Consider the following 18,322-nt stretch of genomic DNA (forward strand, 5'->3'; position numbering starts at 1 on the left):
AACGCCTTAACTGACAGGCATTGGGTCAAACATGCCTTAGCTGAATGTGGGGATGAACAATGAAAACCGCTGCTCAACTGGTGAGACTCAAGAGTGTGCAGAACCAGCAAGTCCACAGCATCGCACCGGAGCAGACGGTGCTCGAAGCGCTGCAGATCATGGCCGAAAAAAATGTCGGCGCGCTGCCGGTGATCGAGGACGGCCAGGTGGTGGGGGTGTTCAGCGAACGGGACTACGCGCGCAAGATGGTGCTCAAGGGGCGTTCATCGGTGGGTACGTCAGTGCGCACCATCATGAGCACTCCGGTGGTCACCGCCGACAGCCAGCAGAGCATCGACCGCTGCATGGAAGTCATGACCGACAGCCACTTGCGGCACCTGCCAGTGCTGGATAACGGGCAGTTGATCGGCCTGCTGTCCATTGGTGACCTGGTGAAAGAGGCGATTGTCGAGCAGGCGGACTTGATCCGGCAGTTGGAACACTACATCCGCGGGCATTGACGGAGCGCTCCCCAGGTCAAACCGGGCCGGAGACGGGACGGTGCTGGCGCAACAGTTCGATCTGCTGGGACGGGATCAACTCGCGCAACGCCTTATAGAGCGCACGGGTTTCCAGCAGGTTCCAGATGCGCAGCATGGTTTCCAGCGCGTCCAGGGGTTTGCTGATGAAATCCCGGGCGCCGAGGGCCAGGGCCCGCAGGCGCGTGTCTCGGGTCGCGTCGGCAGTCAGCACCAGGATCGGCAGGTAATCATTGGCCGGAATGCGCCGGTTGAGTTGCTCCAGCACGGCAAAGCCGTCGAACGCCGGCATGTGCAGGTCGAGGATAACCAGGTCCGGCTCGAAGCTGTTGAACAGATCGAGCGTGCGCAACGGTTCGGTGCTGCTCAGCACGTTGTGCAACCCTTCGCGGGCCAGCAGTTGTTCCATCAGGTCCAGGTTGGGGCGCTGATCGTCGACGATCAGAATGCGCAAGTCGCGATTCATGCGGGCTCCGGTAGATAGTGCTCGAGGTGGCCCAGGAAGGCCTGGATATGAATAGGTTTGGTCAGGATCGCCGTGGCTCCGGCCTCACGCAGGGCCCGGTGGGTCAGGTCGCTGGCATCGGCGGTGATCATCAGCACCGGCGTGGCGGCGGTGGCCGGGGACTGGCGCAGGCGCCGCAAGACCTCCAGGCCTTCGAGGTCGGGCAGGCTGACGTCCAGCAGGATCAGTTGCGGGGTGTGCTGGCGAGCGAGGTCCAGGCCCATCTGGCCTTGCATGCTTGACAATAACTGGATGCCAGGACGGCGTTGCATCAAGGTTTCGATCAGCGCCAGGCTCGACAGGTTGTCTTCGATGCACAGGACTTTGCCATGATAGTCCACGGGCGACCGCGTCACCGCCAGGGCGGCAATGGGTGGCAAATGCGCGCCAACCACCTGGGTGCCGGGCAGTTGCAAGGTGAAACAGCAGCCGTGTCCGGGCTCACTGTGGACCTGCAGGTTGCCTTGCATCATTTCCAGCAGGCTCTTGCTCAAGGACAACCCCAGGCCAGTGCCTTCGACCTGGGGATCGGCGCCCAGGCGTTCGAAGGGCTTGAACAGTTGGTCCAATTGTTCCGGGGCAATGCCATGACCGGTGTCGTTGACGGCGACGCTCACCTGTTGGGCCTGGACGCTGACTTCGATGCGCACCTCACCGCCGGGACGGTTGTACTTGATGGCGTTGGACAGCAGGTTGAGCAGCACCTGCACCAGGCGCTGGCGGTCCGCGAGCACGCCGCTGTCGTCGGGCAGCGCTGGCAGCTCGGCCAAGTGGATCCCGGCGTCGGCGGCCATCGGTGAAACCAGGGTCAAGGCTTCGTGCAGCACCGTCGACAGGGCGATCGGTTCGATGTTCAGCGGCAAGCGCCCGGCCTCGATCCGGGCAATGTCCAGCACCTCGTTGATCAATGCCAGCAAGTGCTGGCCGGCGCGCAGGATATGGCTGACCTGGGGGCGTTGGCCGGCCGTGGAATCCATGTCCAGCAATTGAGCGAAACCGAGAATGGCGTTCAATGGCGTGCGCAGCTCGTGGCTCATGCGCGAGAGAAACTCGCTCTTGGCCCGGCTGGCGCTTTCGGCCTCTTCGCGGGCGGTGCGCAGGGCGATCTCGGCAGCGCGTCGGTCGGTGATGTCGCGGGTGATCTTGGAAAACCCCCGCAGGGCGCCGGTGCCATCGTATTGGGCCGTGATGACCACGCTGGCCCAGAAGCGGCTGCCGTCCTTGCGGCAACGCCAGCCTTCTTCCATGTAATGACCGTCGCGGGTGGCTTCGCGCAGGGCCATGTCCGGGTGCGCCGGGCATTCCTCGGCCAAGTAGAACAGGGAAAAATGCCGGCCGAGGATTTCCTGCTCGGTGTAACCCTTGATCCGTTCGGCGCCGGCGTTCCAGGTGGTGACATAGCCTTGGGCATCGAGGGCGAAGATCCCGTAGTCCTTCACGCCATCAATGATCAGCCGCAAGCGTTCCTCGTTGTCGCGCAGGGCCCGCTCGCGCTCGGCGAGCAACTGTCCGGCCTCCACCAGGCGCGTGCCGAGCTGGCCGATTTCATCCTGCTCCGGCGGTTGCGGCAACAAGGGTTGGCCCAACGCCAGGCGCTGGGCGTTACCTTGCACCTGCTGGACCCGGGCGACTATGCCCTTGGACAGGAACAGCACCGCGACAATGGCCCCCAGCAGGCCGCATACCGCCGCCAGCAAGGTGGCGAACAACAGGCGCATGCGCGTGGCCGAGGCGGCGGCGCTGCGGTCGGCGAGCAGGGCGTCCTCGCGTATGCGCATGGCGCTGATCTGCTCGCGCAGCACGTCCAGCACCTGTTTGTTTTCGATCAGGATCGCGGTGATGGTCTCGGGGTCGTCCAGCTTGCCGTTGCGCAAAGCGAGCAGACCGTCGAGTTTGTCGGCGATCAGCGGGGTGATGGTCTTGAGGTGCTCGCGCATCCTGGCGTCGCGAATGTTGTGGTCCAGGCGCTGCAACGCGGCATGGATCAGCGGCGTAGCCTGCTCGTAGCTGGGCAGGAAGTCTTCGCGCCGGGTGAGCAGGTAACCGCGCACGCTGGCCGCGGCCTCGGCCAACAGGGTATGGACTGTCTGGATATCACCCTGGACCAGCAGCACCCGGCGCACGTCCTCTTCGGCCCGTGCGGTCTGGCGTTCGGTGATATAGATCAGCACCAGCGACAGCAGCAGGACCACCAGGGGCAGGGAAATCACCACCAGGGCCTTGCCCCGCAAGGGCAGGTCGGCCCAGCGGCGGGCGGCGAGAAACCTCATGGCCATTGCCCGGTAGGTTGCGCCACCAGGCCCAGGGCAACGCCGCGCACGGCGGCCTGGGTGCGGTCGGCGGCGCCCAGTTTGCCGATGACACGCTCGACGTGGGCCTTGGCCGTGCCGGGCGCGATGCCCAGCTTTTCGCCGATTTCACGGTTGCTGAAACCGCCGGCCACCAGCCCCAGGACCTGGCGTTCCCGGGCGGTCAGGGCCTGGACTTGAGTGGCACCATTGGCACCGCGCTCGGCCATGCGGCGCAGCAGGCGCGCGCTGACCGAACTGTTCAACGCCTCTTCGCCCTGGGCGACCCGTTTGAGGGCATCGAGCACTTCATCGCGGCTGGCGTCCTTGAGCAGATAGCCGACCGCGCCCGCACCGATGGCGGCTTCGAGGTGGTCGGGGCTGTCATCCATGGTGAAGATCACGACTTTGATTGCTGGCTGGCGCTGCTGCAGGATCCGCGCGGCGCCCAAACCGTTAAGGACCGGCATGCGGATGTCGAGAATCGCGATGTCTGGCTGTAGCCGCTCGCACAGGTCGAGGGCTTCCTGGCCATCGCGGGCCTGGCCAACGACCTCGAATCCCGGGTTGCCGGCGAGCATGCTGATAAATCCGGTGCGGGTGACCTCGTGGTCATCGGCCAGCAGCAGGCGCAAAGGTCGGTTCATGGGTGTTCTCCGTGGGCCGGTAGCGGCACGCTGGCCAGCAGTCGGGTGCCGCCACCGGGCTGGCTGCAACAGCTCAGGTGACCGTCCAGCAAGTGCGCGCGTTCCTGCATGGCGGCCAGCCCCAGATGGCAGCTGCCGTTGGTCTCGATAGGCTGCTCCAGGGCAAAGCCACGGCCATCGTCCTCCACTCGCAGGCAGGCGTGGCCATCGTCCACCGCCAACCCCAAGCGCACGTGACTGGCCTGGGCGTGCTTGAGAATATTGTTGATGCCTTCCTGGGCAATGCGAAACAGGGCGATTTCCGTGTTGCCCGGCAAACGCGCGGTGCTGTGTTCGACCCAGGTCACCGTCAGGCTCGCGTCGCGCAGGCGATCGGCCTCCTTGTCGACGGCTTTGTACAGGCCGAAATCATCCAGCACGTGGGGGCGCAGGCCGCTGATCAGTTGCCGGCCTTCGCCGACGCAGCCTTGGGCCAGGTCGAGGATGCCTTGCAACTCGTTCGCCAGTGCGGGCGGTAGCGACGGACAGCGACCGGCAAAGCCCTGCAAGCGCTGATGCAAACCGGCAAGGTTCTGTGCCAGGCCGTCGTGCAGGTCGTAGGCCATGCGCTTGCGTTCGTCTTCCTGGGCGCTGAACAAACGGTGGACCAACTCGGACATGGTCCGCTCGCGGGCCTGGAGTGCTTCGAGCAGACGGGTGTTTTCCAGGTGCGCCGCCAACAGCGTTGCCAGCAATTGCAGGGATTCGATGTCTTCGTTGTCCGGCACGCCGAGAGCCACGCTGTTGCCCAGCAACAACGCCCCGAACGCTACGCCGTCGGAGGCACGCAACGGCACCCGCAAGACCTGGGGCAGGGCACTGCCAGGCGATTCCAGCCATTGTGGGCCGGGCGTTTGTGGCTGGGCCAGGTTGGCGAGCCACTCGAGTCGTTCCGCGCTGCCATGGTTGGCGAGGGTGCGCAACGGGTGGTCCGGCGCCCACTCCAGCAGGAGGCCATGGTCCATGGCCATGAACGCGCACGCCCGTTGCAACGCACGCTGGCGCATGGTCGATAGGGGCAACTGTGTCAGTTCATGGCCGGTGCCCAGCAGCAGGCCCAGGCGTGCGGCACGACTTTGCGACTGGCGATATTGGCTGCGGATGGCCAGGGCACTGCCGGGGTCATGGGGTGGGCTTTGCATGGGGAACTCCAGCGTGGAAAAGGACCGGTCCGGTTCGCGGTGACGTCATTAGAACGTGTCGACAGCACCGGGCCTATCTGCCAAACGGCATAGGCGATTGGCACCGGTTGGCCGATGGCGAAGGCAGGGAAGGCCGGCAAAGTGGACCCATTGAAACTCAAAGGAACACTTTGATGAAAATGAAAACCTGCGCCATTGCTGCTTTATTCCTGCTGGCCGCGCCGCTTGTCCAGGCGCTTGAGGCTACGCCTTACGTGTATCGCACGGTGGCCGAGCAACCCAAGAATGTGAATGATCGTGAGATCGCCGCGCTGTTCGACCGCTGGAACGCCGCACTGCAAACCGGTAGCGCCACCGCCGTGACCGGCCTCTATGCGCCGGATGCGATTTTGCAACCGACTGTTTCCAACAAGGTGCGCAACACGCCGGCGCAGATCCAGGATTACTTCGAGCATTTCCTGGCCGGCAAACCGGTCGGGCAAATCAACTACCGGGAGATCCGCCATCTGGGCCCCGATGCGGCAATGGACAGTGGTGTCTATACCTTCACACTCACCCAGGTCGACGGTTCCAAGCGCGAAGTGCAGGCGCGCTACACCTTCCTCTATGAGCGCCTCGATGGCCAGTGGAAGATCATCAACCATCACTCATCGGCCATGCCTGAGGTGGCGAAGACCTTGCACGCCAGCCACTGATAACACTGCTCGCAAAAGACCTGCCTGTGTGGGAGTTCGCTCGCGATAGCGCAGTATCAGTCAGCATCCATGTTTCTGACATACCGCCATCGCGAGCAAGCTCGCTCCCACAGGGCCCTCCATCAATCCATCCCAAGGTTTAGACACATTTGCATAAAAGAGCTTGGATTAACGCGCGAACATTAATTAGAATCAGTCTCATTTAAGACCTTGCGCAGGCTCTGGACATGTGTGATGCAGTGACGCCGACGGAGCATTCCTTCCATGCGTTGTACCGTGACCACGGTAGCTGGCTGGAAGGCTGGTTGCGACGGCGCATGGGCAATGCCTGGGATGCGGCGGACCTGCGCCAGGATACCTTCCTGCGGGTGCTTTCCAGTACCCAGACATTGGCTGACCTGCAAGAACCCCGAGCTTATCTGCTGACCGTTGGCAAACGTCTGCTGAGCAATTTTTACACCCGGCGCAATCTGGAGCAGGCGTATCTCGACGCCCTGGTCAGCCTGCCTGAAGCCTGCGCACCGTCGCCAGAACAACGTTGGCTGCTGCTGGAAACCTTGCAAGCCTTGGACGAATTGCTCGATGGCCTGCCGCCCCTGGTGCGGCGGGCTTTTCTCTGGAGCCAACTTGAAGGCCTGGGTTATCGCGAGATCGCCGAACGCTTGCAAGTGTCCGAACGCACCGTAAAACGCTACATGGCCCTGGCCTATGAGCATTGCCTGTTGGCGGACTTCTGATGCGCTCGGCCCCTTCACCCGAAGCCCGTGAAGCGGCGCGGGCGGCGGCTCGTTGGTTGACCCTGATGGAGTTCGACGCCGATGCGTTTGACTCGGCGGCCCTGCAACGCTGGCGCGACAGCAGCGCTCATCACGAGGCGGCCTGGCAGAAGGCCCAGCGATTGCGCCAGCGGTTTGCCGGGGTGCCCGCGTCCCTGGGCATGGCAACCCTGGACCGTCCGACGCTGGCCAGGCGCGAGGTGCTCAAGCGCGCATTGGGCGTCGCTGCACTGGTCCCGACCGCTTGGTTGCTGGGGCGAGAGCTGCCGTTGGAGGCCTGGCGTGCTGATTTGCACACCGCCACGGGCGAGCAACGGCGCTGGTCGCTGGTTGATGGCAGTGCGCTGCAATTGAACACCGACAGCGCCGTCGACCTGGACCTCAAGGCGAGGCGGCTGGTGCTGGTACGCGGCGAGATGGCCCTCAAGCTCGCCGGGAGCACACCGCTGTCCGTTCAGTCACCCTATGGGCTCGTCACCATCACTCGTGGCGAGGTCTGCCTGCACCTGGGCGAGGGCGATTGCCGGGTGTCGGTGGTCAGCGGCTCGGCGCAACTGCAACCGCTGCGCGGGCCATCGCTCAGGTTGGAAGCGGGCCAGCAGGTCAACGTCCAGGCTTCAGGCGCGGGGCCAGTGGGGGCGTTCGACGTGGCGCAGTTGGGTTGGCGCGACGGCGTATTGGTTGCGCAGGACCAGCCCCTGGGGCATTTCCTGCGGGAACTGAGCCGCTATCGCCCCGGCCTGTTGCGTTGGGACGAAACCCTGGAAACCCTGCGAATCACCGGCAGCTTCCGCCTGGACAACACCGACCGAATCCTCACGCTGCTTGCCGCCAGCCTGCCGCTGGACGTGCACATGCGCACCCGCTACTGGGTCACGTTGACGCTTCGCAAAAATATGGCCTGAGGCCTGTCCCCTTTTTTTGTCTCGCTTGTCATTCAAGGCAACTGAACAAAAACGAGAGCGCTTTCCAATGTCCGCAGTTGCACTTTTGCGTTTGCGCCCGGCCCTTGCCGGCTGGCGTCCGCTGTTGAACCTGAGCCTCATGCTGAGCTTGAGCGCCAGCCCGTTCTTTATCTCATCGAGCCTGGCCGAAGAAGCCGATCGGCGCAGCTATCAGGTTCCGGCCGGCAGCCTCGGCGCGGCGTTGACCCGGTTTGCCGGGCTGGCGGGAGTCAACCTGTCGGTGGATCCGGCCCTGGTGAGTGGTCGCGACAGCGCCGGCCTTTCGGGTGAGTTTGGAGTGGAAGAGGGGTTTGCCCAGCTGTTGTCGGGCTCGGGCCTGCAATTGCAAACGGTGGGTGAGCAAGCCTATATCCTGACGCCAGCACCGCAAGGTGGCAGCCTGCAACTGGCACCCACCTCGATTCTTGGCGCCACGGCGTCGACGGACAGCCCGACGTATGCCGGTGGCCAGGTTGCTCGCAGTGGTTCGCAAGGCTTGCTGGGCTCGCGGGATTTCATGGAAACGCCGTTCAGCATGACCACTTACACCAGCGCGGCGGTCAAGAACCAGCAAGCGCGCACCTTGGGCGACCTGATCGCCAGCGACCCCTCGGTCCGCGCCACCAACCCGGCGGGCGGGCGCTATGAGCAGTTCACCATTCGCGGTTTCAGCCTGTTCAACAGTGATGTTGCGTACAACGGTCTCTACGGCATCTTGCCGACCTACACGATCGACATGGAGATGGCCGAACGCGTCGATATCCTCAAGGGCCCGAGCCAGCTCATCAACGGTGTTTCGCCACGAGGCAGCGTGGGAGGCGGGATCAATGTGGTGCCCAAGCGTGCCACCGACGAACCCATCACCTCGTTCACCGGCAGCTATGCCTCCAACGACCAGCTTGGCGGTGCCGTGGATGTCGGCCGGCGCTTTGGTGAGGATGACAAGTTCGGTATTCGTTTCAATGGCGTGAAGCAGGCGGGCGACACCGAATGGGATCACCAGAGCGTGGACCGCGAGATGGCGGTGCTGGGCCTGGATTTTCGCGGTGAGCGCCTGCGGCTCTCGACGGACATTGGCCGCACCGAGCGTAACACCGATGCGCCCCAGGAACGCGTGCAGGTCGGTGCCAATGCGCAAGTGCCACACGCCAGTGATGTGCGCGACAACTACGCCCAGTCCTGGAGCAAGGCACGCACCAAGGACACCTTCGGCACGGTGAACGCTGAATTCGATGTCAGCGATGCCGTCATGCTGTACGGCGGTGTGGGCGCGCGCAAAAGCGAGCACGACTTCCTTCGGCACAACGTTTCGGTCACCAACGACGCGGGTGACTTCACCGTCCAGCCCCGAGACTTTACCCGCGACGAAAATGTCCGTACGGCCACGGCCGGGGTGCGCAACTGGTTCCATACCGGCCCGGTGAGCCATGAGGTCAACCTGGCTGCCAGCTATTTCTACATGGACTTCGAAAATGGCGGCGCCCGTTACGCCAACGGTCGCAGCAACCTGTATGACCCGGTGCAGACCCCGACGCCGAGCAACCCGACGCGACAGGACGACAAGGTCTACACCGAGAACCGCTTCAGTGGCGTGGCGTTGTCCGACACCCTGGGGCTGTTCGACGATCGCTTGCTGCTGACCCTCGGTGCCCGATGGCAGCGGGTGAAGGTTGACGACTGGACGAACAACGTCAAGGGCGACACTGCCTACGATGAGGAAAAGGTTTCGCCGTCGGGCGGTATCCTGTTCAAGGCGACCGACAGGCTATCGTTGTATGCCAACTACATGGAGGGCCTGAGTCAGGGCAAGATCGCGCCGTCGACATCGGTGAATGAGGATGAGATTTTCCCGCCGTTCATCAGCCGCCAGGTCGAGGTGGGCGCCAAGTATGATGCCGGTCCGTTCGCCGTCACCGCCGCGCTGTTCCGGATCAAGCAGCCGGCCTATGCGACCGACGCGACGACGCGTGTCTTCGGCCCGAACGGCAAGCGAGAAAACACCGGCGTGGAGTTGAGTGTATTTGGCGAACCGCTGAAGGGAACCCGTCTGCTCGGCGGCGTGATGTACATCGACAGCGAGCTGACCCATACCACCAACGGCACCTTCGACGGCAACCGCGCACCGGCCACGCCCAAGTACAACGTCAACCTCGGCGCCGAGTGGGATGTGCCGACCGTACAGGGCTTGACCCTGACCAGCCGTGGCATCTACTCCAGCTCGCAGTACCTGGACCCGTCCAACACCAAGGAAATCGATGCCTGGGAGCGTTTCGACGTGGGCGCCCGCTACGCATTCAAGGTCGACGAAAAACACATCACCCTGCGGGCCAACATCGAAAACGTGGCAGACAAGCGCTACTGGAGTTCGGCCGGCGCGTCGGATGACAGTGAGCCTGGCTTGACGCTGTCGACCCCGCGCACTTACCTGCTTTCCGCTACGGTGGATTTCTAGGCCCAGGTGTCGCTCCAGGGAAGGAGCGGCCTGGGTTCAGATGTCGCGAAACAGATCGTGGGCATCCAACAGCCGCCAGGCAATTTCGGGGTGTTTTTCCAGGCCACGGCGGATGGCGGCGGGAATCGACTGGCGAATCTTGCGGCACAGGCCGGGTTGGTCCTGGAATTCGATGGCGATGCCGCGCATGGTCCGCACTTCGTTGTAACCGGGTTCCACGCTCAGGCGGATCCCCAGGTTCTCGTATAGGCGTTGCTGCAGGCGCTGGAGTTCGTCGAGGCTCTGGATGTTCTCCAGACGCTCGAGCAGGCGTTTTTCTTCCTGGCGATTCAGGCAAAGAATGCGCAGGTCACTGCCCGGTGCTTGCAGCAGCGCATCACGGCCACAATCACAGACGCCAGGCGGGCAGGGGGGACGAATCGGAATCGACGCGGTCATGGGCTCCACAAAATCTGCTGCACACCGAAACAGCGAGCTTATCGCCGGCCCAGGCAATGTGATGCCTGGCGGCAGGTGGGTCAAGCCTGTTGGAGGGGCCACTTGTCTGGCGCTGCTGTGTGCCCCACCGCTTTACTGTGGGCGAACTTGCTCGCGATGACGGCGGCAAATCCAGCAGGGATGCAAGTTGACCCACTGCTATCGCGAGCAAGCTCGCTCCCACAATAAAGCGGTGGGTAGCCGAGGGAGTTACAGCCCCAACTCAGACAACCCTGGATGATCATCCGGCCGGCGGCCCAGGGGCCAGCGGAACTTGCGCTCGCTTTCCTTGATCGGCATGTCATTGATGCAGGCGTAGCGGTTGTACATCAGGCCTTGCTCATCGAACTCCCAGTTTTCGTTACCGTAGGAACGGAACCAGTTGCCCGAGTCGTCGTGCCATTCGTAGGCGTAGCGCACGGCGATGCGGTTATCGGTGAAGGCCCACAGTTCCTTGATCAGTCGATAATCCAGTTCCTTGGCCCATTTACGAGTCAGGAACGCCTTGGCTTGCTCGCGGTTATGGGCGAATTCGGCGCGGTTACGCCATTGAGTGTCCAGCGTGTAGGCCAGGGATACTTTTTGTGGGTCACGAGCGTTCCAGCCGTCTTCGGCCAGGCGAACTTTCTCGATCGCCGATTCACGGGTGAACGGCGGCAACGGCGGACGAACTTCGGAAGCAGCAGACATGGCGGATCTCCAGTGAATTAACGCATTGCACAAGGGTTCAACAGGTCAGGCGTGCAGCAGTTTTTCAAGCATGTCCCGGGCGTCGTCAGCTGCGCTGTGGTCGCCCATGACCAGCGCCACGGTAATAGCGCCGTCAATCAGAATCAGGAGTTGGCGGGCCAGTGCGTCCGGGTTCTGGACACCTTGTTCGACGCACAGCCGGGTTACGTAGTCGAGCAACTTCTGTTTGTGCATCTTCGCCACCTGGCGCACCGGATCCTGTGGATCGCCGGTTTCGCCACTGGTGTTGATGAACGCACAGCCGCGGAAACCTTCGCTGTCGAACCAGCCCTTGAGCACGGTGAACAGGTTGAGCAGCCGTGCAGTCGGGGTCGGCGCCTTGTCCACCTCAGTGCTGAACCAGTGCATCCAGCGTTCGTCCCGCCGCCTGAGGGCGGCCACGATCAGGTCGTCCTTGTTGGCGAAGTAGCGATAGACACTTTTCCTCGAGACGCCGGCGGTTTTCACCAGAAGGTCCATGCCGGTGGCGGCGATGCCACTTCTATAGATCAACTTTTCGGCGACATCGAGGATGATGTCGCGTGTTTCATTCCCAGTGACTTCGTTCATGAGGCGAAAGTAGAATGATCGTTCTTCTTGGTCAAGTCTTTTTTCTTGAGGACAGGAAGACCCAACCCCCTCCATGGTGTAAGCTCATCCGTTCTTCGGAATCGACCTTTTGCGAGCCCTATGCCGTCGCTTTTCAAACGCTCCCTGCTGCCCAAGCTGCGCAGCTTTGCACTGACCGCCGACGCGGTGACCATCCTCGATGGCGCTGCCCAATTCCGCCGTTGCCTGCTGGAGAAAATCGCCCAGGCCACCCAGCGCATCTACATCGTCGCGCTGTACCTGCAACAGGACGAGGCCGGCCAGGAAATCCTCGATGCCCTGCATGCCGCCAAGGCCGCGCGTCCGGAACTGGATGTGGTCGTGGTGGTCGACTGGCTGCGAGCCCAGCGCGGTCTGATCGGCGCCAAGAAGCAGCCGGGCAACTCGGCGTGGTACCAGGAACAGACCCGTACCCATGCCAGTGAAGTGCCGATCTACGGTGTGCCGGTGCAAACCCGCGAGCTGTTCGGCGTGCTGCACTTGAAAGGCTTCGTGATTGACGACTGTGTGCTCTACAGCGGCGCCAGCCTGAATAACGTCTACCTGCACAAGTTCGACAAATACCGCTACGACCGTTATCACCTGCTGCAGAACACGGCGCTGGCCGATTCGATGCATCACCTGGTGCAGCACGGCTTGGTCACCTCCAGGGCCGTGCACCGCCTGGACCTGCCGAACCTGCCCAGCACCCGCAGCTTGCGCAAGGACATCGGCGACCTGCGCAGTCGCCTCAAGTACGCGACGTATGACACCAGCGCCGGCAGCCTCGACAAGAGCGGCCTGTCGGTAAGCCCGTTGCTGGGCGTGGGCAAGAACAATCCGCTGAGCCGGGTGATCGGTGAGCTGATCGCCAGCAGCCGCCAGCAATTGACCATTTGCACCCCGTATTTCAACCTGCCCCTGGCGGTGACCCGGGAGCTCAATCGCGCCCTGGCCCGTGGGGTCAAGATCGACATCATCGTCGGCGACAAGACGGCCAACGACTTCTACATTCCGCCAAGCGAGCCGTTCAAGATCATCGCGGCGTTGCCATACCTCTACGAAATCAGCTTGCGGCGCTTCGCCAAACGCCATCAGCGCGCTATCGACAGCGGCCAATTGAACCTGCACCTGTGGCGTGACGGGGACAACACCTATCACCTCAAGGGCATGTGGATCGACGAGCGCTACACCTTGCTGACCGGCAACAACCTCAACCCACGGGCCTTTCGCCTGGACCTGGAAAACGCGTTGTTGCTGGACGACCCCAAGGGCGAGTTACTCGCGCCGCGCCAGGCCGAGCTTGAACAGATCTACCGCCACACCCGCCGGATCGAACGTTACCTGGACCTGGAAACCCTGCCGGATTACCCCGACGCTGTGGCCAGGTTCCTGAAGCGGGTCAGCCGGGTGAGGATAGAACGGCTGCTTTACCGGATCCTGTGAACACCCGCGCCATGTCGAAAAAAGACACCATCTCCATCCAGTTGGTGCGTGAGGCGCTGCTGCAAAGCTGCGCCCCTGGCGCGGCTACCGCTGAGGTCCTGAGCAAGGTCGGCATAGACCCTGCGTTGCTCGACGACGCCCAGGCACGGGTCCCGGCCCATGCCTATGCGCGGCTCTGGCGTTTACTGGCCCGGCGCCTGGATGACGAGTTTTTTGGCATGGACCCGCGCAAGCTCAAGTCCGGCAGCCTGGCGTTTCTCTGCCAGTGCGCCATGGCCCAGCCCACGTTGGCGAGCGGTTTGACGGCGGGGCTGGGGTTTCTGTCGCTGATGCTCGAACACCTGCCGGCCCAGTGGGTGCGCCAGCAAAGCCTGGCGGAAATCGTACTGCTGGAAGACGATCAGGAACCGCGTCGGGCCTTCACCTATTTCACCTACTGGATGATCGTCCATGGCGTGGCCTGCTGGCTGGCCGGGCGGCGCATTCCCATTCTCTCCGTCGAACTGCGTTGCCCGGCGCCGGATTTCTGCGACGACTATCGGGTGATGTTTTCCCAGAATCTGCGCTTTGACCGACCGCGCACCCGAATGATTTTCGCGGCCGAATGCCTCGACCTGCCGATCAGGCGCAACGCGGATGAGCTCAAGCGCTTCCTGGCCCAGGCACCGGCCAACATTCTGGTCAAATACCGCGACCCGCAAAGCCTGGCCAGCCGGATCAGGCACGACCTGCGGCAGTTGCCTGCCGAACAGTGGCCGGAAACCGAGGCCCTGGCCCAGCAGTTGTGCGTCTCCGCGTCCACCTTGCGCCGCCGCCTGGCGGAGGAGGGCCAGACTTACCAAGGCCTCAAGGACAGCGTGCGCAAGGATCTGGCGATCACCTGGCTGGCCGAGCCCTCCATCAGTTTCGTCGAAATCGCCTCGCGCCTGGGCTTCGCCGATGCCAGCTCCTTCTACAAGGCGTTTCGCAAATGGTCCGGGTCCAACCCGGGGCACTACCGCAGCCTGATCCTCAACGACCCGGATTGATCCATCGGGCGGTCTCCAATCCTGTGCCTACCCACCCCCCTGTGGGAGCGAGCTCGCAATAGCAGCGGTTCAGCCGCCTGTTCATTGACTGCCAGCCCCTCATCGCGAGCAAGCTCGCTCCCACAGGGATTTCCACTGGGCACACTGGCACGCTCATAAAACTGTCATTTGTTTTTGATACAAGCCTGTGCAGGTGCCGAAAAGCCGGCCCATCCATCAGGGAAATGTATGCAAGTGACCGTTTTGGACCGCGTATGAGAGTACTGGTCACCGGCGTCGCAGGGTTCATCGGGTTTCATACCGCCAGGCGACTGTGCAGCGAAGGCCATCAGGTCATTGGCGTCGACAATCTCAACAGCTATTACAGCGTCGAGCTGAAACAAGCCCGGCTGGCGCTGCTGGCCGAATGTCGCAACTTCCGCTTCCAGCGGCTGGATGTGGCCGACAAACAGGCGCTGTTGGATGTGTTTGCGCAAAACTCATTCGAGCAAGTCGTTCACCTGGCGGCCCAAGCCGGTGTTCGCTACTCCATCGACAATCCCGACCTGTATGCGCAAAGCAACTTGGTGGGGTTCCTCAATGTGTTGGAAGCCTGCCGTGCCCATCGACCGGCGCACCTGATTTTCGCCTCGAGCAGCTCGGTGTATGGCTTGAACGACCGCCTGCCGTATGCCACGACCGACTCGGTCGATCAGCCGGTGTCTTTCTATGCGGCGACCAAGCGCGCCAATGAGCTGATGGCCCACGCTTACTCGCATCTCTACGGTATTCCCACCACCGGCCTGCGTTTTTTTACCGTCTATGGACCTTGGGGACGGCCCGACATGGCGCTGTTCAAGTTCACCGACGCCATCCTCAACGGTCGCCCCATTGACCTCTACAACAATGGCGCGATGTCGCGGGACTTCACCTATATCGACGACATCGTCGAAGGCCTGGTGCGCTTATTGCCGCTGCCGCCTGCCCATGAGTCGGGCGTGTGCAACAAGGTCTACAACATCGGATTCGGTGCGCCGGTGAAGCTCCTGCAGTTTGTCGAGTGCCTCGAGGAGGCTCTGGGCATCCCCGCGATAAAGCATTTCTTGCCGTTGCAACCGGGTGACGTGGTCGACACGTTTGCGGACACGCGCGAGCTGGAGGACCACGTGGGGTTTCGCCCGCAGGTCGCAGTGCCCGTCGGCGTGCAGTCGTTTGTCGATTGGTACCGCGACTATTACCGCGCTTAACCCCCCATTCCTCAGCTTTTTACTGGAGCGTCATGCACGAAACCCCTTATGTGTCGGTCCTGATTCCGGCAAAGAACGAAGCAGGCAACCTTATTCCACTGCTGGAAGAAGTGCGTGCGGCACTGGTCGATGAAGCTTTTGAAGTCATCGTGGTCGACGATGGCAGCACTGACGCAACCGCCGCTGAGCTGCGGACACTGCAAGCCAGCGGCTATCGCCAGTTGCGGGTGCTCAGCCACGCCCGTTCCCTGGGGCAGAGCACCTCGATCTACCACGCCGCCGAGGTGGCCCGTGGGCATTGGCTGGCAACCCTGGACGGCGACGGTCAGAACGACCCGGCCGACCTGCCGAACATGCTCGACCTGGTGCGCGGCTCCGAAGGCACACCGGCAGGCGTCAAGCTGGTGGCGGGGCATCGCGTCAATCGCCGGGACACGGCGAGCAAGCGTTGGGCCTCGCGATTTGCCAACAAACTGCGCGCCAGCCTGCTCAAGGACCAGACGCCCGACACCGGTTGTGGCATCAAACTGATCGAGCGCGAGGCGTTCCTGCGCCTGCCGTATTTCGACCACATGCACCGTTTTATCCCGGCGCTGATCCGCCGTCACAACGGCCGGATGCTGGTTCAACCGGTCAACCACCGTGAGCGCGGGGCAGGCGTTTCCAATTACGGCAACCTGGACCGGGCGCTGGTGGGCATTGTCGATCTGTTCGGGGTGTGGTGGCTGATCAAACGCACCCGCCTGGACGTCAACGCACAAGAAACCGAGGTTTGAAATGGGCAGAGAATCGTTGTGGTTGGCCGTTGGCTTCGGTGGTCAATTGGCATTCACCGGGCGTTTTGCCCTGCAATGGCTGTACAGCGAATACAAGAAGCGCAGCATGATTCCCGTTGGCTTCTGGTACCTGAGCATCATCGGTAGCGCGCTGTTGCTGGCCTATGCCATTTACCGCGAAGACCCGGTATTCATTGTCGGCCAGTCCTTCGGCTTTATCGTTTACTTGCGCAATTTGCAATTGATCGCCAAGCATCATGAGCAGGAAAACCCCGAACTGACCAAGAAGGGCTGAGCCGGTGCGGATACGATTATCTTCCTCGCGGCTCGAACTCCTTGTGTTTGTGGTATTGGCCTTGATCATGGTGGGCGCGGGCCTTGGCTGGCGCCAGCCGATGAACGTCGATGAAGAGCGTTTCCTCGGCGTGGCCCTGGAGATGCTGCAGAACGGCTCATGGTTCATTCCCCATCGCGCCGGTGAAATCTACGCCGACAAACCACCGCTGTTCATGTGGACGGTGGCGCTGTTCGTGCAACTGACCCACCTGCCCAAAGTTGCCTTGTACTTGCCCGCACTACTGGCAGGTGCCGTCACCACCGCGTGCCTGTATGACCTGGGCCGGCGCTTGTGGGGGCGACGCGTGGGGGTGACCGCTGCGCTGTTGTTTCTCGCCACCTATCAGACCTACAGCATCCTGCGCACCGGGCAGATCGATGGTTTTCTTGCGCTCTGGAGCATCCTGGGGATCTATGGCTTGTGTCGGCATGTGTTGCTCGGCCCGGCTTGGCGCTGGTACTACGTGGCCTGTGCGGCGATGGGGTTGGGGGTCATCAGCAAAGGCGTGGGGTTTCTGCCGGTGCTGCTGCTGATTCCCTATGCCTATGCGCTACGCAAAGGTTGGAAAGGGGTGGTGGCCATGCCTGGCCAGGCAGGACGCTGGTGGCTGGGGCTGATCGTAGCATTGGCCGCCATCGCATTATGGCTGGGGCCTCTGTTGCTGATTGTCTGGCAGGGCAGTGCCGACAGCCTGGCGTACGCCCAGGAAATCCTGTTCAAGCAGACCGCTGGGCGTTATGCCAACGCATGGGAACACCGCGAACCATTCTGGTATTTCTTCGTCCAGGTGATTCCCAAGTACTGGCTACCGCTTGTGTTCATGCTCCCCTGGCTGGTGCCGGCCTGGCGCAAACAATTGCTCAAGCATGACGGTCGGGTGCTGGTGCTGCTGGGGTGGGTGGTCTTGGTGCTGTTGTTTTTCAGCCTGAGCAGCGGTAAGCGCAAGCTGTATATCTTTCCCGCGTTACCGGCGTTGATTCTGCTGGTGGCGCCACTGGTGCCGTGGATGCTGCGCCGCTGGTTTGGTTCGCGGCCGAGGGGCCGGGCGGTCTTCAATGTGCTGGTTGCGCTTTGGCTGTGCGCCTGGTTTGTTCGCGGTTTTATCGAGCCCCACCGGGAAGGCATTAACCCCCACCAGACCTTGATGCGCGATGTCGCGCGACTGACTTCAAATGCCGAGCTGGTGCTTGTGGGATGGCGTGAGGGGCATTGGCTGTTCGCCCAGCAACCCATCGTGCATTTCGGCTTTTATAACGGCGACTCCCTGGAACAATCCGCCACCTGGCTGCGCAGCCACCCGCAGGCCTTCGCCCTGGTGCCCGCCCGGGACCTGGCCCGTTGTTACGACCCGCAAAAAGCGCGCCGGGTCGGCAATACCTCAAGGGCCGAGTGGTTCCTGGTGGGGGCAGATGCGGACAACCAGCGCTGCCAGTCGCCGGCGCCGCAGAAGGTGTATTCGTTTGCCTGGCAGCAGCCCTTGTAGCGGCTGAAACACCGTCATCGCGAGCAGGCTCGCTCCCACAGTGGATTTGTGGTGGTCTTCGATCTTCTGACCGCCCAAGAACCCATGTGGGAGCGAGCCTGCTCGCGATGAGGCCCTAAAGAACACTACCCCCCTGAACCATGGCCAAACCAGTCAAGCAACTTGAAAGCTTTGACCATTGCCGCCACAGCCCTTCGGCGCGAGTATTTGCCTTCCCCCAACCAAT

At 62.4% G+C, this 18,322-nt stretch carries 18 protein-coding genes; 11 read left to right on the plus strand and 7 right to left on the minus strand.

Annotation, left to right across the window (positions count from 1 at the left end):
• Positions 1 to 59: 59 nt before the first annotated feature.
• Positions 60 to 500, plus strand: coding sequence for a CBS domain-containing protein (locus tag KI237_RS14430; protein ID WP_212800387.1), 441 nt, complete (start codon positions 60 to 62; stop codon positions 498 to 500).
• 16 nt (positions 501 to 516) lie between these two features.
• On the opposite strand, the gene KI237_RS14435 is transcribed toward KI237_RS14430, so the two are convergent.
• The 4 genes from KI237_RS14435 to KI237_RS14450 are packed head-to-tail and all read right to left on the minus strand — an operon-like array spanning position 517 to position 5,139.
• Positions 517 to 984 (minus strand): response regulator, encoded by a 468-nt coding sequence (locus KI237_RS14435; protein WP_212800388.1) that lies wholly within the window; start codon positions 982 to 984, stop codon positions 517 to 519.
• A complete protein-coding gene (locus tag KI237_RS14440) occupies positions 981 to 3,293 on the minus strand; it encodes an ATP-binding protein (RefSeq protein WP_212800389.1) in 2,313 nt (770 codons plus the stop codon). Before KI237_RS14440 ends, KI237_RS14435 begins: the two co-directional genes overlap by 4 nt.
• Positions 3,290 to 3,958, minus strand: a complete 669-nt coding sequence (locus KI237_RS14445) for a response regulator (RefSeq protein WP_212800390.1) — start codon at positions 3,956 to 3,958, stop codon at positions 3,290 to 3,292. The genes KI237_RS14440 and KI237_RS14445 overlap by 4 nt, the downstream gene beginning before the upstream one ends.
• On the minus strand, positions 3,955 to 5,139 hold the full coding sequence (locus tag KI237_RS14450) for a sensor histidine kinase (protein ID WP_212800391.1): 1,185 nt from the start codon (positions 5,137 to 5,139) through the stop codon (positions 3,955 to 3,957). The genes KI237_RS14445 and KI237_RS14450 overlap by 4 nt, the downstream gene beginning before the upstream one ends.
• 173 nt (positions 5,140 to 5,312) lie before the next feature.
• Between KI237_RS14450 and KI237_RS14455 the strand changes: the two genes are divergently transcribed.
• The 4 genes from KI237_RS14455 to KI237_RS14470 all read left to right on the plus strand — a co-directional run bounded on the left by KI237_RS14455 (position 5,313) and on the right by KI237_RS14470 (position 10,006).
• Complete coding sequence (locus KI237_RS14455; protein ID WP_212800392.1) at positions 5,313 to 5,834, plus strand: SgcJ/EcaC family oxidoreductase; 522 nt, start codon at positions 5,313 to 5,315, stop codon at positions 5,832 to 5,834.
• A 227-nt stretch (positions 5,835 to 6,061) separates the two neighbouring features.
• On the plus strand, positions 6,062 to 6,571 hold the full coding sequence (locus KI237_RS14460) for a sigma-70 family RNA polymerase sigma factor (RefSeq protein WP_212800393.1): 510 nt from the start codon (positions 6,062 to 6,064) through the stop codon (positions 6,569 to 6,571).
• On the plus strand, positions 6,571 to 7,515 hold the full coding sequence (locus tag KI237_RS14465; RefSeq protein ID WP_212800394.1) for a FecR domain-containing protein: 945 nt from the start codon (positions 6,571 to 6,573) through the stop codon (positions 7,513 to 7,515). Before KI237_RS14460 ends, KI237_RS14465 begins: the two co-directional genes overlap by 1 nt.
• A 67-nt stretch (positions 7,516 to 7,582) precedes the next feature.
• The gene (locus KI237_RS14470) at positions 7,583 to 10,006 is read left to right on the plus strand and encodes a TonB-dependent receptor (RefSeq protein ID WP_212800395.1); all 2,424 of its coding nucleotides are present in this window, start codon (positions 7,583 to 7,585) and stop codon (positions 10,004 to 10,006) included.
• A 36-nt stretch (positions 10,007 to 10,042) separates the two neighbouring features.
• On the opposite strand, the gene KI237_RS14475 is transcribed toward KI237_RS14470, so the two are convergent.
• The 3 genes from KI237_RS14475 to KI237_RS14485 all read right to left on the minus strand — a co-directional run bounded on the left by KI237_RS14475 (position 10,043) and on the right by KI237_RS14485 (position 11,782).
• Positions 10,043 to 10,444 carry a hypothetical protein gene (locus KI237_RS14475; protein ID WP_212800396.1) on the minus strand — a complete coding sequence of 134 codons (402 nt, stop codon included), beginning with the start codon at positions 10,442 to 10,444 and terminating at the stop codon, positions 10,043 to 10,045.
• Positions 10,445 to 10,693: 249 nt separating this feature from the next.
• A complete protein-coding gene (locus tag KI237_RS14480) occupies positions 10,694 to 11,173 on the minus strand; it encodes a nuclear transport factor 2 family protein (RefSeq protein WP_212800397.1) in 480 nt (159 codons plus the stop codon).
• A gap of 45 nt (positions 11,174 to 11,218) precedes the next feature.
• Entirely contained in the window at positions 11,219 to 11,782 is a 564-nt protein-coding gene (locus tag KI237_RS14485) for a TetR/AcrR family transcriptional regulator (protein WP_212800398.1), read from the minus strand.
• 120 nt (positions 11,783 to 11,902) lie between these two features.
• On the opposite strand from KI237_RS14485, the gene pssA reads away from it, so the two are divergent.
• From pssA to KI237_RS14515, 6 genes are all read left to right on the plus strand, one after another.
• A complete protein-coding gene (pssA, locus tag KI237_RS14490) occupies positions 11,903 to 13,246 on the plus strand; it encodes a CDP-diacylglycerol--serine O-phosphatidyltransferase (protein ID WP_212800399.1) in 1,344 nt (447 codons plus the stop codon).
• An 11-nt stretch (positions 13,247 to 13,257) separates the two neighbouring features.
• Positions 13,258 to 14,274, plus strand: coding sequence for an AraC family transcriptional regulator (locus KI237_RS14495; RefSeq protein ID WP_212800400.1), 1,017 nt, complete (start codon positions 13,258 to 13,260; stop codon positions 14,272 to 14,274).
• Positions 14,275 to 14,528: 254 nt separating this feature from the next.
• Positions 14,529 to 15,500 (plus strand): NAD-dependent epimerase, encoded by a 972-nt coding sequence (locus KI237_RS14500; protein WP_212800401.1) that lies wholly within the window; start codon positions 14,529 to 14,531, stop codon positions 15,498 to 15,500.
• A gap of 32 nt (positions 15,501 to 15,532) precedes the next feature.
• The gene (locus KI237_RS14505) at positions 15,533 to 16,276 is read left to right on the plus strand and encodes a glycosyltransferase family 2 protein (RefSeq protein WP_212800402.1); all 744 of its coding nucleotides are present in this window, start codon (positions 15,533 to 15,535) and stop codon (positions 16,274 to 16,276) included.
• A gap of 1 nt (position 16,277) precedes the next feature.
• Positions 16,278 to 16,571, plus strand: a complete 294-nt coding sequence (locus tag KI237_RS14510) for a lipid-A-disaccharide synthase N-terminal domain-containing protein (protein ID WP_003202020.1) — start codon at positions 16,278 to 16,280, stop codon at positions 16,569 to 16,571.
• A gap of 67 nt (positions 16,572 to 16,638) precedes the next feature.
• A complete protein-coding gene (locus tag KI237_RS14515) occupies positions 16,639 to 18,096 on the plus strand; it encodes an ArnT family glycosyltransferase (protein ID WP_249410753.1) in 1,458 nt (485 codons plus the stop codon).
• Positions 18,097 to 18,322: the final 226 nt, after the last annotated feature.

Source organism: Pseudomonas sp. St316, from assembly GCF_018325905.1.
Classification (GTDB): domain Bacteria; phylum Pseudomonadota; class Gammaproteobacteria; order Pseudomonadales; family Pseudomonadaceae; genus Aquipseudomonas.

Coding starts and splice junctions, on each gene's coding strand:
- KI237_RS14430 (WP_212800387.1), top strand. CDS start 60: ATGAAAACCGCTGCTCAACTGGTGAGACTCAAGAGTGTGCAGAACCAG.
- KI237_RS14435 (WP_212800388.1), bottom strand. CDS start 984: ATGAATCGCGACTTGCGCATTCTGATCGTCGACGATCAGCGCCCCAAC.
- KI237_RS14440 (WP_212800389.1), bottom strand. CDS start 3,293: ATGAGGTTTCTCGCCGCCCGCCGCTGGGCCGACCTGCCCTTGCGGGGC.
- KI237_RS14445 (WP_212800390.1), bottom strand. CDS start 3,958: ATGAACCGACCTTTGCGCCTGCTGCTGGCCGATGACCACGAGGTCACC.
- KI237_RS14450 (WP_212800391.1), bottom strand. CDS start 5,139: ATGCAAAGCCCACCCCATGACCCCGGCAGTGCCCTGGCCATCCGCAGC.
- KI237_RS14455 (WP_212800392.1), top strand. CDS start 5,313: ATGAAAATGAAAACCTGCGCCATTGCTGCTTTATTCCTGCTGGCCGCG.
- KI237_RS14460 (WP_212800393.1), top strand. CDS start 6,062: ATGTGTGATGCAGTGACGCCGACGGAGCATTCCTTCCATGCGTTGTAC.
- KI237_RS14465 (WP_212800394.1), top strand. CDS start 6,571: ATGCGCTCGGCCCCTTCACCCGAAGCCCGTGAAGCGGCGCGGGCGGCG.
- KI237_RS14470 (WP_212800395.1), top strand. CDS start 7,583: ATGTCCGCAGTTGCACTTTTGCGTTTGCGCCCGGCCCTTGCCGGCTGG.
- KI237_RS14475 (WP_212800396.1), bottom strand. CDS start 10,444: ATGACCGCGTCGATTCCGATTCGTCCCCCCTGCCCGCCTGGCGTCTGT.
- KI237_RS14480 (WP_212800397.1), bottom strand. CDS start 11,173: ATGTCTGCTGCTTCCGAAGTTCGTCCGCCGTTGCCGCCGTTCACCCGT.
- KI237_RS14485 (WP_212800398.1), bottom strand. CDS start 11,782: ATGAACGAAGTCACTGGGAATGAAACACGCGACATCATCCTCGATGTC.
- pssA (WP_212800399.1), top strand. CDS start 11,903: ATGCCGTCGCTTTTCAAACGCTCCCTGCTGCCCAAGCTGCGCAGCTTT.
- KI237_RS14495 (WP_212800400.1), top strand. CDS start 13,258: ATGTCGAAAAAAGACACCATCTCCATCCAGTTGGTGCGTGAGGCGCTG.
- KI237_RS14500 (WP_212800401.1), top strand. CDS start 14,529: ATGAGAGTACTGGTCACCGGCGTCGCAGGGTTCATCGGGTTTCATACC.
- KI237_RS14505 (WP_212800402.1), top strand. CDS start 15,533: ATGCACGAAACCCCTTATGTGTCGGTCCTGATTCCGGCAAAGAACGAA.
- KI237_RS14510 (WP_003202020.1), top strand. CDS start 16,278: ATGGGCAGAGAATCGTTGTGGTTGGCCGTTGGCTTCGGTGGTCAATTG.
- KI237_RS14515 (WP_249410753.1), top strand. CDS start 16,639: ATGGTGGGCGCGGGCCTTGGCTGGCGCCAGCCGATGAACGTCGATGAA.